Annotated in this window: 9 protein-coding genes and 1 pseudogene; 4 read left to right on the top strand and 6 right to left on the bottom strand. The window is 59.5% G+C overall.

The genetic code is table 11. The annotated features are described in order from the left end of the window. Positions 1-264: 264 nt before the first annotated feature. The 3 genes from ACIQJ2_RS33830 to ACIQJ2_RS33820 all read right to left on the bottom strand — a co-directional run bounded on the left by ACIQJ2_RS33830 (position 265) and on the right by ACIQJ2_RS33820 (position 2,268). Positions 265-1,449 carry an ATP-binding protein gene (locus tag ACIQJ2_RS33830; RefSeq protein WP_400676133.1) on the bottom strand — a complete coding sequence of 395 codons (1,185 nt, stop codon included), beginning with the start codon at positions 1,447-1,449 and terminating at the stop codon, positions 265-267. A 271-nt stretch (positions 1,450-1,720) separates the two neighbouring features. Next, complete coding sequence (locus ACIQJ2_RS33825) at positions 1,721-2,005, bottom strand: type II toxin-antitoxin system RelE/ParE family toxin (RefSeq protein ID WP_400676135.1); 285 nt, start codon at positions 2,003-2,005, stop codon at positions 1,721-1,723. After that, on the bottom strand, positions 2,002-2,268 hold the full coding sequence (locus tag ACIQJ2_RS33820; RefSeq protein WP_400676137.1) for a type II toxin-antitoxin system ParD family antitoxin: 267 nt from the start codon (positions 2,266-2,268) through the stop codon (positions 2,002-2,004). The genes ACIQJ2_RS33825 and ACIQJ2_RS33820 overlap by 4 nt, the downstream gene beginning before the upstream one ends. A 355-nt stretch (positions 2,269-2,623) precedes the next feature. On the opposite strand from ACIQJ2_RS33820, the gene ACIQJ2_RS33815 reads away from it, so the two are divergent. After that, positions 2,624-4,372, top strand: a complete 1,749-nt coding sequence (locus ACIQJ2_RS33815) for a ParB/RepB/Spo0J family partition protein (RefSeq protein ID WP_400676139.1) — start codon at positions 2,624-2,626, stop codon at positions 4,370-4,372. Positions 4,373-4,494: 122 nt separating this feature from the next. Here the strand turns inward: ACIQJ2_RS33815 and ACIQJ2_RS33810 are convergent, their stop codons facing one another. Continuing rightward, positions 4,495-4,641 (bottom strand): hypothetical protein, encoded by a 147-nt coding sequence (locus tag ACIQJ2_RS33810; protein ID WP_400676140.1) that lies wholly within the window; start codon positions 4,639-4,641, stop codon positions 4,495-4,497. A gap of 260 nt (positions 4,642-4,901) precedes the next feature. Between ACIQJ2_RS33810 and ACIQJ2_RS33805 the strand changes: the two are divergent. The 3 genes and pseudogenes from ACIQJ2_RS33805 to ACIQJ2_RS33795 all read left to right on the top strand — a co-directional run. Next, positions 4,902-7,114 (top strand): annotated as a pseudogene (locus ACIQJ2_RS33805) (Tn3 family transposase); the annotation flags it as partial. Between the two features lie 176 nt (positions 7,115-7,290). Then, positions 7,291-11,007: an autotransporter outer membrane beta-barrel domain-containing protein gene (locus ACIQJ2_RS33800; RefSeq protein WP_400676141.1), complete on the top strand. Its 3,717-nt coding sequence runs from the start codon at positions 7,291-7,293 to the stop codon at positions 11,005-11,007. 337 nt (positions 11,008-11,344) lie between these two features. Continuing rightward, a complete protein-coding gene (locus ACIQJ2_RS33795; protein ID WP_234904948.1) occupies positions 11,345-11,776 on the top strand; it encodes a L,D-transpeptidase in 432 nt (143 codons plus the stop codon). Positions 11,777-11,905: 129 nt separating this feature from the next. Here the strand turns inward: ACIQJ2_RS33795 and ACIQJ2_RS33790 are convergent, their stop codons facing one another. Together ACIQJ2_RS33790 and ACIQJ2_RS33785 are read right to left on the bottom strand one after the other, a co-directional pair. After that, the gene (locus ACIQJ2_RS33790) at positions 11,906-12,751 is read right to left on the bottom strand and encodes an EamA family transporter (RefSeq protein WP_400676144.1); all 846 of its coding nucleotides are present in this window, start codon (positions 12,749-12,751) and stop codon (positions 11,906-11,908) included. Further along, positions 12,748-13,401, bottom strand: a complete 654-nt coding sequence (locus tag ACIQJ2_RS33785) for a nitroreductase family protein (RefSeq protein ID WP_400676306.1) — start codon at positions 13,399-13,401, stop codon at positions 12,748-12,750. The genes ACIQJ2_RS33790 and ACIQJ2_RS33785 overlap by 4 nt, the downstream gene beginning before the upstream one ends. Positions 13,402-13,434: the final 33 nt, after the last annotated feature.

Below are 13,434 nucleotides of genomic sequence, written 5' to 3'. Positions count from 1 at the left end.
GGCTACATGTCGCCAGCGGATTTTGAAACCCAACTCGCCCAGCAGGCGGCTTAGTTTGAAGCGCCTCGCTGGTCCAGCCCGAAGGGTTCACTCCAATCCCGGGTCAGCTTTCAGTGCAAATCAACACCCAGTTCCGTCGCAGCAGCTGTTCCCCTCTGGAGGTTAAAGATCTCCACACTTCATGGGCCGCGGTTTTCCGTCGGCCCTTTCTTTTTGCCCCCACGGTCGATCGACAATTCGAAGCCTCGACCGGATCGCCGGCGGCTAGTCATTCCACAGACAGGAGAGCGGTATGGCCGCCATTCTCTCGCCAAACGGCAGGATCCTGTCCCCGTCGTAGAACACGTATCCCGCCTTGAAGGAATGACCCGTTGCGGCTGCAACCTTGCGAAGCCCCTTGAAGTCATGGGTCGCAATAGTGGCGGAAGCTTTGACTTCCAGGCCGATGATATCGCCGGCTTCGTCTTCCAGAACGATATCGACCTCGTCCTGATCCTTGTCCCGATAGTGATGGAAGGTCATTTGTGTGTCGCTCCACGTAGCGAGCCGGAACACCTCGTTTGCGACAAAGGTCTCAAGCGATGCGCCAAACAACGACCGATCTCTGGCGATCCGATCTGACGTCAATCCCGTCAACGCTGCCAGAAGCCCGCTATCCAGGACAAATAGCTTGGGAGTTTTCACGAGGCGCTTTAGCGGATTGCGAAACCATGGTTCGATGCGGCGAACAAGGAACAGGTTCTCGAAGAGTCCAATGTAGCGACGCGCGGTCTTGTCATCGAGGCCGACCTGCCCAGCCAGCTGCGCGAAATTGAGCAGCTGGCCGGAATGATGTGCAAGTGCGCGAAGAAGCTGGGGCATTTGATCGAGGCGTTCAACGTCGGCGATTTCGCGAACGTCCCGCTCCACGATCGCGCGGATATACTCTCTCGCCCACGCTGAGCGGCGACGAGGCTCGGTCCGCGCGACCATATCCGGATAACCACCGATCAGCACATGTTCGACCAGCTCCTGTCCGAGCAGCTGATGCTTGGGGACGGCGATATCCCCGGCAAATGCCTTGTCGAGGAAGTTGCTCTTCTCTCTGCGGATTTCCGATTGCCCCAAGGGCAGAAGCGTTACGACTTCCATTCTGCCAGCAAGGCTGTCCGACACTGTGGGGAGGGCCAGGATGTTTGCCGAGCCAGTCAGAAGGAAGCGGCCGGGGCGACGATCCTCATCCACCGTGTTTTTGATGGCTCGCAGCAATTCGGGGGCCCGCTGGATTTCATCGAGGATCGCTGAATCGATTTGTCGGATAAAACCGACCGGATCCGTCTTCGCGGATGCCAAGGTCGTCTCATCGTCAAGGGTAAAGTATGCCCTTTCGTGGCCGAAGGTCGAACGCACAAGTGTGGTCTTGCCGCATTGCCGCGGCCCGTTCACAAGGACGACCGGAGTGTCGCTCATCGCGATTTGTACGCGTGAGGCCACTCCCCTGGGATATAGTCGGTCGTCGTCGCGCGCATGCATTTTTGATCGGCCCTCCATTGTCATGCAAGCTTCGGCCGCTCGGGAAGCTACACCCGTCCAATCCGGAACTCAAGCTCGTCCAATCCGGAATATGTGATCGTCCAATCCGGAATTAGATGCTGCCAGATCTGGAAGAATTGGGGCATTGCAGGTAGGGAAAGCCGGAAAATAAAGGACGAAGAGGAAGAGGTCGCGGAACAGTTCGAGCTCAATCACCGAGCAGAGGGGCGCCACCATGCAGTATAGGGATGCTGGCTACATTTGCGCTTTCGACGCGATAAAAGATCAGATAATTGCCGTGAACGCGCCGGCGGATACCGTGCCGTTCGTGGCGAGGGACGAAGGCGAAGCCGTCTGGACTATCGATGAGATCTTCACATTTGCTGCGCAGCTCCCGGACGAATGAAAGCGTGCGTCGGGGGGTGTCCCGCGCGATTTGGTCGGCGATCTGCTCAAGATCGTTTTCCGCCTCGTTGGAGAACGCGAGAATCATGCCGATTTTTCGGCCTGTTCGGCCATGGCGCCGTATTTTGCCTCAAGCCGGTCGAAAACATCGCTCGCTGGCTTCGTTCGGCCGGCGTCGGCATCGGCGATACCGCGCGTGACTGACGCGTCCAGTGCGGCAAGACGGGTCTCGCGGTCCTGGACCAGTCGCACACCTTCCCTCAGCACTTCGCTTTTCGAGCCATAACGACCCGTTTCGACGAGCTGCTGAATATAACTTTCGAGCTGCTTTCCCAGATCGGCGCTGATCATTTGATACTCCATTGAACGTGACGGAGCGCAAGAGAGGTCGCTTATCAACTATTATCAATGCTCGAGATTATCCAGATTCCGAATGTGTGAGATGGAATTGGGAAGGTTGAAAGAAGACAGGAAACCCTTGTCGCGGATCGTCCGTTCCGGCGCCGTTTCGCTCAACCGCCCCTTGCGCAACCCTGCCCGCCGTTCTCGCAAGGCTCCGCCACGCTCGACCTGACGGCCAGGGCCGCTCGGACGCAGTTGCACCGGCCCGCCCGCTCCGCGGTTCGGGAAGTGTCTTCGAGAAAAAAGAAGACAGGAAGGGCTGGCGAGGCGCCGGTCCGGAAACCTCCCGAAAGGACAGTTACCAATGCACGTCATCAAGGTGGATCCCCGCGCGCTGACGGAAAATCCCGACCGTATGCGCCAATCGAAATCCTCGCCGCAGGCCGACGCGCTCATGCTCGCGACGATCAAGGCCGTCGGCATTGTCCAGCCGCCGGTGGTTGCGCCGCAAACCGATGGCGGGAACGGCTATATCATCGATGCCGGCCATCGTCGCGTCCGGCTCGCCATTGCGGCCGGTCTTGAAGAAATCGAAGTCCTTGTCGCTGATGCCGCCAACGACAACGGCGCGATGCGCTCGATGGTCGAGAACAGCGTCCGCGAGGCTTTGAATCCGGTCGATCAATGGCGCGGCATCGAACGCCTCGTTGCTCTCGGCTGGACCGAGGAAGCGATCGCGGTCGCTCTCGCCCTCCCCGTCCGGCAGATCCGCAAGCTGCGCCTGCTCGCCAATGTTCTGCCTGCTATGCTTGAACAGATGGCGCTAGGTGATATGCCATCGGAGCAGCAACTGCGCATTATCGCCGCCGCCGGCCAGGTCGACCAAAAGGAAGTCTGGAAGGCACACAAGCCGAAAAAGGGTGAGACCGCACCCTGGTGGCAGATTGCCAATGCGCTGACCAAGAAGCGCATGTATGCACGGGATGCGAGCTTCGGCGATGATCTGGCCCAGGCCTACGGGATCGAATGGGTCGATGATCTCTTTGCTCCAGCCGACCAGGATGGTCGCTACACCACCAATGTCGAGGGCTTCCTCGGCGCCCAGCACGAATGGATGACAGCCAATCTGCCGAAGCGGGGCGGCATCGTCGAGGTCAACAGCTGGGGTCAGCCGGAATTGCCGAAGAAGGCAAACCAGGTCTACGGCAAGCCATCGAAATCCGACCAGACGGCGCTCTATCTCGATCGTGACGGCAAGATCCAGACGGTGCATTACCGAATGCCGGAAACAGCAAAGTCAAAGGACGCCGGCGGCGGATCCGGTGAAGGTGGCGAAGGCGCTGACCTGGTCGCCACGCCGCAGGCCCGCCCTGAAGTCACACAGAAGGGTCATGACATGATCGGCGACTTCCGCACCGACGCTCTCCATGATGCGCTCGTCCGCGCGCCAATCGAGGATAGCATGCTGATGGCCCTGATGGTGCTGGCCTTCGCCGGGCAGAATGTTCGTGTGGACTCCGGTGCAGATGGCACGTTCTACGGCGCCAAGCAGTTCATGCGCCATGCGGTCGAGCTGTTCGACGAGGACGGCAAGCTATCCTTCGACCAGGATCGCCTGCGTGGGGCGGTCCGCTCTGTGCTGATCGATGTCCTTTCGTGCCGGCGTGGCATGTCGAACAGCGGCATGATCGCCCGCATCGCCGGCGAGGCGATCGGCGCAGATGAGTTCCTGCCGAATATGGGCTCGGAAGAGTTCCTCCTGTGCTTGTCCCGGCAGGCTTTGGAAGCTTCCTGCGCGGGGGCATCCGTCCAGCCGCGGCCGAAAGTTCGAGAAACCCGCGCGGCGTTCGTCGAGCATTGCGCCACGGAGCACTTTGTCCATGCGTCGGCGCGCTTTGCGCCGCCGTCAGACGAGTTGGTCGACTGGATACGGGCAGGCGCTGCCATTGACGCCACCGGCACTGGATCTCTGAATGGTGGAGACGGCGATCGGGATGACCCATCGGACGACCAAGTAGAAGAGGATCCGACCGACACGGTCGCAGGCGATCCGCCGGTTCCGCCTGCTCCCGAAGCGAATGACGATGACGTCGATCAGAGGGCTGCAGCATGAATGCCGCCGTTCAGTCGAACATGGTTGGACCCGCCCCCGATTTTTCGGGGGTGGAGTTTGCAACCAGCGCGGACGGCTTGCCTGTCGCTCGCATCGATGACCTGGTCCTTGCCATGGTCACTTCACCAAGCGGGATTGCCTATCTGGCGAGCGCCGTCGCCGTCCGTCGGCCGCTCGCGGATCTGACGAGGGCCGACTTCATCGGGCATGACGGCCGGGTCGCTGACGAAGCCGATTTTCGGGCGCGTGTCGCGGAGACTGCCGGTCACAATCACGATCTGGCAAAGCTGAACCGGATACCGGCCCGCATGTCAGCAACCATCCAACTTGCCCTGCAAAAGTTACGCTGGACCACGCTCAAGGACATTGAAGCATCACGGTTTCTCCGGCTTGCGTACTGGGGGCGGCTTTGGCAAACTGGGCGCCACTTATGGTGTAGTCGACGGCCTCCATATTCCGAGCGCCGATCCGTATTTCCTCGACCGATCCCAGTTGCTGAGAAGGGAAAACACCTTGGCGAGCCTGACCGATCCGTGAGGGCGATGCAACGCCTGCCTGGCTTGCCGGAGACTTCGGCGCCAGCCGTCGGCGCGCGACGGTCGTGGCGCAGGTCATCAAGCTTGGCCAGAAGCTCACCGACGATGCGGTGATGATGTTCATCAAGTTGATGGGCCGGCTGTTTTCCCAGGCGAATAACCGGAAAATGCAGCGGAACATGAACGCGCGCATTGAGACATCCAAAGCTCTGCGGTTGTTCCTCGATACGATCGTCGCCCTGCAGGCCGCCAATGATGCCGATGAAGACGCGCTTGCGACGGTCAATCGACAAGTCGGCTGGCATCGGCTGCTTCAGATCAAACCCGGCCTTGAGGCGATGGTGGAGAGCGCCGACACTCCGCCGCTAGTTCTGGCGGCTGAGCAACATGGGAATATCCGCAAGTTTGCAGGAGCCTTCCTTCAGACATTTACGTTCCATTCGCGCCGTCGGCACAATCCGCTGCTTGCTGCGGTCGCAACCCTGAAAGCACTTTATGTCGAAGGGCGCCGTGTTCTGCCGGATCGGGTGCGGGTCGGTCATCTTGGCGCAACCGAGAAGAAGCTGGTCTTTGAGGATGGAAAGGCGGATCGGAGACTTTACGAGATTGCAACGCTCACGCATTTGCGTGACCGGCTGCGTTCGGGGGATATCTGGGTCGAAGGCAGCCGCTCGTTCCGGCCGATCGACGAACATCTTATGCCAAAGCCAGCTTTTGTCGCCCTGAAGGAGCAAGATCAACTCGGGCTCGGTGTCCAGGCCGACTGCGCTGCCTGGCTTTCCGAGGTTCGGCAGATGATGGATGCTAATCTCAAACAACTGGCCTGGCGCGCCCGTTTCGGGAAGCTCGATGGTGTGAGGATGGAGAATGGCACGTTGATCGTGACGCCGCTTGCCAGCGATGTGCCAGCTGCAGCAGAAGCCGTCAATGCCGAAATCACGGAAATGTATCCTCTGGTCGAGATACCCGATCTCTTGCGGGAAGTGCATGAATGGACCGGATTTGCCGACCAGTTCACCCATGTTCGGACGGGAGATGTGCCGCAAAGCATCGCCGCCATGCTGGCCGGCGTGCTTGCCGATGGCACGAATCTCGGCCCGAAACGAATGGCGGGAGCATCCAAGGGGATCAGCGCCCACCAGATTGGCTGGATGCGTAGCTTCCACGCCCGCTCGGAAACCTACCGGGCGGCGCAAGCCTGCGTGACCGATGCCCATACGCGCCATCCGCATTCACAAATCTGGGGTGACGGTACGAAAGCGTCATCCGATGGGCAGTTCTTCCGCGCCAGCGACCGCGCCGCCAGACGCGGCGACATCAATCTCCACTATGGCAGCGAGCCTGGCACGAAATTCTACAGCGGCCTTTCCGATCAATACGGCTATTACAGCATCCTGCCGATCAGCCCGACTGAAAGCGAGGCCGTCTATGTGCTCGACGGTCTGTTTGACCACGATACCGTTCTGGAAATCGAGGAGCTGTTCACTGATACCGGCGGGGCGAGCGATCATGTCTTTGCGCTGTTCTGCCTGATCGGCAAGCGCCTCGCTCCACGCCTCCGCAATATCAAGGACAGAAAATTCCACACCTTCGAGAAGGCCGATGCTTATCCGACATTGGCGAATCATATTGGCGCGCCGATCAACACCACGCTCATCATGGAACACTGGGACGAGCTCCTGCGCCTTGCCGCCTCGATCACCACGCACACCGTCGCGCCATCAGCGATCCTCAAGCGGTTGTCGGCCTCATCGAAATCCAGCGATCTGGCCAAGGCACTCCGCGAGCTCGGCCGTATCGAGCGCACCCTGTTCATGATCGAATGGTATTCCAGCCCGACGCTGCGCCGGCGTTGTCAGGCGGGCTCAACAAGGGCGAGGCCGCTCACAAGCTCAAGCGCGCCGTCTTTTTCCACGAGCGCGGCGAAATCCGTGATCGCTCCTTTGACAGTCAAGCGTTCCGAGCTTCCGGCCTCAACCTGGTCGTCAGTGCTATCGTGCATTGGAACATCGTCTATCTCAGCCGGGCCACGACCCACCTGCGCCAACGGGACCGTAACATTCCCAACGAACTGCTGAAGCATGTCTCACCGCTCAGTTGGGAGCATATCAATCTCACCGGCATCTATTCCTGGGACACCGAGCAACAGATGCCAGAGGGCTTCAGGCCTTTGCGGCTTCCAGGGCAAATTCTCCGCGCCGCCTGAGGATTGCGACTTATTCTAGCTTTTCTACCGTGCCCCAGCACTATCGACGCTTGGGGTCAGAGTAATTACACGTTGTAGCTGGACGTTCAACTATAACGTTTGTAGCATCCAATTAGTTGTCGGATGACGATTATCGATTCGCGGAAAAACCGTTATCAAGCGCTTATGGGGGGCAAATGAAATCTGACCATACGGAAAAGCCAATTTGTATTCGCAGTCTTGACACCTCCGCCGTTAACTCCCTCAAAAAGGCGCTGCTAAGCTCGGTCTACAACCATCGCTACATTCTGGTGGCTGCTGTGACCGTGTTACTGCCCTCCACGCAGGCATTCGCGCAGTGCGCACCGGCACCGGATGCGCCTGTGAGCATCGCCTCGGGTAGTTGCACGGATTTAGGCACGCCAGGCACTCCAACTCGATCGAGCAATGATGGCACGGATGTGGTCGGCGCCTCCGGCACTGGGGTCTACACGGGAAACGTCGTTGAATTGGACGCGAGCGGTACCGGCTCCGGCGCTCACGCGAGCGGCGGCGGAACGATCAATTTGAACGGCGCGCCGGATGGCAGCGGAGGGTACAACACCGCGAATGTCAATACGACTGGCGCGGGCAGTCACGGGCTCTATGCCGATGGCGGCGGCAAGATTAACGGACATGGTGTGCTCGTCACCACAGGGGCCGATGGCAGCTACGGCATCTTCGCAACCGGAACTGGCAGCGATGTGAATGTTGACTCTAACGGAGTGACGCTGCCGCCGAATACCGGGCAACAGATTGTGGTCACAACCGGCAACAATGCATATGGCGCTTATGCATCCAATGGTGGCACGGTTGAAATTACCGGCATCAATGCCCAGCAGTCCGGGGTTTTGACTTATGGCATGGGCAGCTCTGCCTTCGTCGCTGAGTCAGGGGGCCAGATCACCCTCACCGGTGTGAGCGGTTTCGTTAGCGGCGAGGATACGGCAGGTGCCTTCGTTTCCGGTGCCGGCAGCACGATCGTCACCAACGCTAGCTACATCAACACCTATGGCAATAACAGTGCCGGGATGTCGGTTGCCGACGGGGGAGCGGCCACCATCCATGGCGGCGCGGTTGTAACCGGCAATTATCATGGAACGCTCATCAGCAATTCCGTGGCTCTCCTCGCCCAGGGGACCGGCAGCAAGATCACGATTGACCAGGGCGGCAGCGTGACCACCTATGGAGCGGCGAGCGCCGGCGCGGTGGCCCAGGGCGGGGCTTTTATCGATTTCAAGGGCTACGGCGTTTTTACCTATGAGACCGGCTCCACCGGCGCGATTGCGGATGGGACGGATGGGAACGGAACGGCCAGCAAGGTCGCCATTAGCAATGCCATCGTCCGAACGACCGGCCCGTCCAGCGCCGGTGTCCGTGCCACTGGCGGCGGCACGATGAGTGTAATCGGCGGCGAGATCACCACCGGGTATAAGCCAGGTTTCGATACGTCCGGCGGCCATTACCTCGCGAGTGAGATCGGCAAGGAGTCCAACGGCGCAGAGGCGATTGGGGTCGGCAGCACGCTTACGATCACGGACAACAAGCTCACAACCACCGGTGACGGTGCCATCGGTGTCGCTGCCAATGCCGGGGGCACCGCCACGGTTGCCGGCGGCACGATCACGACCGGTGGCGCGCCGACCGCCAATTTCACTGCCGATGGTATCCGGGCGACCGGCCCCGGCAGCACGGTCACGTTGACGAGCAGTGCGAACGGCGGTCCGGCGGTCACCACTTCGGGTGTCGGCGCCATGGGCTTGCACGCGATGCAGGGCGGTGTCGTCGACGCCACGAATGCTACCGTCAACACTAGCGGTGCCGGCGCCTTCGGTGCGCTGTCGGAAGGTGCGAACAGCAATGTCAAGCTGACGGCCTCGTCCGTCACAACGCAGGCCGCTTCGGGCCTTTCCGTCAACGGTGGCGGCCAGATCAACACGACCGGCACTGCCGTGACGGCGAATGGAACCGGCTCGTCGGGTATTCTTGGCACCGGAGATGGCACGGTGATGATGGCAGGCGGCTCCCTGAGCGCGACGGGGGATCTGATCACCGGAACGGCCGGCAATGTCGTTGCCAATCTGACCGGTGTCGCTCCCACAACAGGCAGCGGCATCGTGGTACATGCCGTTGGCGGCACCACCAGCGGCAATTTCACCAACATGGCGCTGACCGGCAATGTGGTGGGAGAGGGAACCGCCAGGGCCAGCGCGACACTGAACGGGAGTACATTGACCGGGGCTGCGTTGAACGCCGACAACATGACTGTCGATGTCACGAGCACTTGGAACATGATAGCTAGTTCCACTGTCAACAACACCGCTGGCAGCACCACCGAGAATGCAGGCCTGATCGTCTTTGCACCGCCTGTGAACGGCGCCTATAAGACACTGACGACCTCTAATTTCGTTGGAGGCGCCGGGGGCGCAGCCGGTACGGTTGTCTTGAATACTTACCTGGGCGGCGATGCCTCGCCGTCCGACCAGATCGTGATCGATCACGGCACAGCAACTGGCCAAACCGGACTTGTCATTAACAACATCAATGGTGGCGGGGCTGCGACCACTGACGGTATTAAGGTTGTCAACGCCATCAATGGCGGCACCACGACCCCGAATGCGTTCTTCCTTGGTAATGGCGATTACGTGACGAACGATGGCCAGAACGCCAAGGTGGCAGGCGCATATGCCTATACACTCCACCGTAGCCCCACCTCCAGTGGTATGGATGTCTATGGGGATAGCTATGCCGCAAATGACTGGTATCTACGCTCAGTGTTGATCGATCCGATCGTGCCTACCGGTCCCGAAACGCCCCGTTATCAACCAGGCGTGCCGGTTTATGAGACTTATCCGAACGCACTACAGGTCCTTAATCGCTTGCCGACGCTTGCTCAGCGCACCGGCAATCGGTACTGGAGGGAACAGGCTCCGGCCGAGACCGTGTTCTGTAAGGATCCAGCACGGAACTTCAGATGCACGCCGACTCAGGACCAGAACGCCTATTATCAGGATGGCTCCACAACGATCGTTGGCGGCTCGGGCGTCTGGGGTCGCATCGAAGGGTTGCATGGTAGACAGCAGCCCGATGTCACCACGAGCCAGTCAGACTATGACTACGATATGTGGAATCTGCAGGCAGGTGTGGACGGTCAGCTCTATGAAAGCGATGCTGGCAAGCTCATCGGCGGCATAACCGTTCACTATGGCCAGGTTTCCACCGATGTCTCATCGATCTTCGGCAACGGCAATATCGACACCACAGGCTATGGCTTCGGCGGCACGCTGACCTGGTACGGCAATAACGGCTTCTATCTCGACGCGCAAGGCCAGGTTACCTGGTACGACAGCAATCTCTACTCCGATACGCTGCGTCGAGGACTTGCCGACGGCAACGATGGTTTTGGTTATGCTATGAGCCTCGAAACCGGCAAGCGCATCGCTCTCAACGAGAATTGGACCCTCACGCCACAGGCACAGCTGACCTGGTCGTCAGTCGATTTCGACAGCTTCACTGATCCCTACGGTGCCCGCGTGTCGCTCGACAAGGGTGACAGCCTGAAGGGTCGCCTGGGTCTGGCCCTCGGGCACGAGCGCAGCTGGAAGGACGATGACGGTCAGACGAGCCGAGCGCAGTTCTATAGCATCGCCAATCTGACCAACGAGTTCCTCGACGGAACACGAGTAGATGTATCGGGCACGAAGTTTGACAGTCGCGCCGATCGGCTGACCGGTGGAATTGGTTTTGGTGGCACTTACAGCTGGGCCAACGATAAATACACGGTCTATGGCGAAGTGTCTGCCGACACCAGCCTAAAGAAATTTGCCGACAGTTACGACGTCGGTGGAACGCTCGGACTGCGCGTGAGGTTTTGATCGCACTCGCAAGAACCGCTCCCGGCTTCGACCAGATGCCGGGAGCGTCTCGTTATCTGGCCGTCAATCGTGATGATAACAATTCCGCGAAATCTGAGTCACATAGCCAGACAATTCTTGGATCTCTCCCATGATAACGATCCCGCTTGCGAAATCGCTTAGTTGTTCTGCCATCTCACGGCGGAGTTTCATACTCGGGTTGCTGGCGGTGCATGGTTGCAGCACTGTAAGCGGCCCCGTGTCTTCGTTGCCCGCAGAAGGTCCATACGCGTCCGAGCTGTTTCCAGTTCGTCCCGTAAATCGTAGCAAATTCGCAAGAGATCTGCAGCCGGTCACGATGGCTAAACAGGTGGATGCCACGCCCGGATCGATCATTGTCGATCCTCACAACAAGCATCTGTATTTTGTCGAGTCCCAAGGCACCGTCAGGCGCTACGGTATAGCTGTTGGCAAAAGTGGGTATAGCTGGCGCGGGATGGCAACGATCGAGCGAAAGGCCAAATGGCCGGCATGGCATCCAACCGACGATATGCACGCTGAAACACCAGGGTTACCAAAACGCATAGAGCCCGGACCAGCTAATCCGCTAGGCGCACGCGCGCTATATCTGTTCGTCAACGGTCGCGATACGCTGTACCGCATTCACGGTACGAATGAACCGTGGACCATTGGCACGGAGGCCTCCTCGGGCTGCATTCGCATGCTCAACGAAGACATCATCGAGCTATACGAAAAGGTGCAGGTCGGCGCCACCGTTCAAGTCCTGTGACACAGAACAACCCGCATTGTCCGTAAATTCCGGCAGCGTGAGTATTTTCATTGTTCGTTCGGCCTTAGCGTGTCTGGCGGAACAGTTCTTGTTCTGACCCCTTTCATGAGGGCGGCGCTCAAAGGTGGATCAGCTTGAGCGTTGGCTGAGCCAGATGCTGCTGATAACGAGGGCGATACCGGTGATCTGCAACACCGTCAGAGACTGTCCGAGAAACACCCATCCCAGCAGAACCGCCGTCAGGGGGCTCAGGAACAGGAGCGAGGACACAGCCGTAGGTGCCAACCGTCCAATCCCGCGGAACCAGAGGGCATAGGTCAAAGCTGCGCCGATTAGCCCCAGCCAGATAAGCCCCATCAGATTAGAGATCGTTGGCACTGGAATTGAGCCATCGAACAGCACGACAACAGGAACCAGCAGCAGCCCACCCGTGGTCAACTGCCAGGACGTGAAAGTGAGCGGCGACACGGGTGGCTGCCACTTGCGCGCAAGAGTGACGCCCATGGCCATGGAGGTAGCACCAGCCAGACCGGCCGCGATGCCGATGGGGTCGAGCGTAGCGTTCGGGGTCAAGACAAGCAATGCCACACCGATCATGCCGATCAATGCTCCCACGACTGCCAGCGAGCGAAGCCGACCGGGCAACAGAAGCGAAGCCAGAATGACGACAATCAGTGGTTGAGCCGAGAGCACGGTGCCGGCGACGCCGCCGGGAAGTCTGTAAGCGGCGACGAACAACATACTGAGGAAGATCGAGATGTTGAGCGCACCGAGGATGAAGGAGCGCAACCACCAGATGCCAGCGGGCAATTGGCGTACGATCGCCAGCAGGAGCAAACCTGCCGGCAACGCACGCAGCATCGCGACCGTCATCGGCGAAAATCCCGCGAGGAATTCGGTCGAAACGATATAGGTGCTGCCCCAGACGATCGGCGCGATGGCCGTCAGCGAAAGGTCTGAAAGGTTCTGTTTCATGATATCTGGAGGACCTCCGAAAGCGGACGGCGCGGCTTCTGGGGCCAGTTGCCCGGTGCCGCGCGACCGACAGGAAGAAGCATGACGGGAATCTCGCCCTTGGCGAGCCCGAACTCATGAGAAACGGCGGCTGCGTCGAACCCGACCATCGGACCTGACACGAGCCCTATGGCTTCGGCTGCGTATATCAATGTTGCCGTCCCGAGCGTTGCCGAACGGATTGCTTCATCGCGGGTGGCTTCAGGATCGGCGGCATATTTGGCGCGGACAGTTTCCCGCCATCCTGAAGCCATCGCTTCCGGCATCAGGCCGCTTTCGACAAATGGCCGCAGTCGCTCGCCAAGGCTTTCGTGATCAGGCGACTGACCGCAAATGATGAAGGTAACGGCGGCGTCGGAAACCTTGACCTGACCATGGGCAAGGTCACGCAGTCTGGCTTTGGCCTCCGGCGTCCGGACGGCAATGAAACGCCAGTTCTGAAGATTGAAGGCCGTAGGAGCGCGCGTCGCGAGCCGCACAAGGTCCTCGATCTCAATGTTCGTCAGGGAATGGGACGGATCGAAGAGGTTGGCGGAAACGCGTCGCTCGATCAGGTCAATTGTCGGATGGGGCATTGGGTATCTCCCGGCTAAGTTTCGTTGGATGGAGATAGAGAATTCTCTGTTCGGATAGAATAGAGTAAT

This window comes from Rhizobium sp. NPDC092011, from assembly GCF_044756305.1.
In the GTDB taxonomy this organism is placed as follows: domain Bacteria; phylum Pseudomonadota; class Alphaproteobacteria; order Rhizobiales; family Rhizobiaceae; genus Rhizobium.
This window is presented reverse-complemented; position numbering and strand designations above follow the sequence as displayed.

Excerpts from the sequence above, each read along its gene's own strand:
- ACIQJ2_RS33830 (WP_400676133.1), bottom strand. The coding sequence starts at position 1,449 with ATGAGCGACACTCCGGTCGTCCTTGTGAACGGGCCGCGGCAATGCGGC.
- ACIQJ2_RS33825 (WP_400676135.1), bottom strand. The coding sequence starts at position 2,005 with ATGATTCTCGCGTTCTCCAACGAGGCGGAAAACGATCTTGAGCAGATC.
- ACIQJ2_RS33820 (WP_400676137.1), bottom strand. The coding sequence starts at position 2,268 with ATGATCAGCGCCGATCTGGGAAAGCAGCTCGAAAGTTATATTCAGCAG.
- ACIQJ2_RS33815 (WP_400676139.1), top strand. The coding sequence starts at position 2,624 with ATGCACGTCATCAAGGTGGATCCCCGCGCGCTGACGGAAAATCCCGAC.
- ACIQJ2_RS33800 (WP_400676141.1), top strand. The coding sequence starts at position 7,291 with ATGAAATCTGACCATACGGAAAAGCCAATTTGTATTCGCAGTCTTGAC.
- ACIQJ2_RS33795 (WP_234904948.1), top strand. The coding sequence starts at position 11,345 with ATGGCTAAACAGGTGGATGCCACGCCCGGATCGATCATTGTCGATCCT.
- ACIQJ2_RS33790 (WP_400676144.1), bottom strand. The coding sequence starts at position 12,751 with ATGAAACAGAACCTTTCAGACCTTTCGCTGACGGCCATCGCGCCGATC.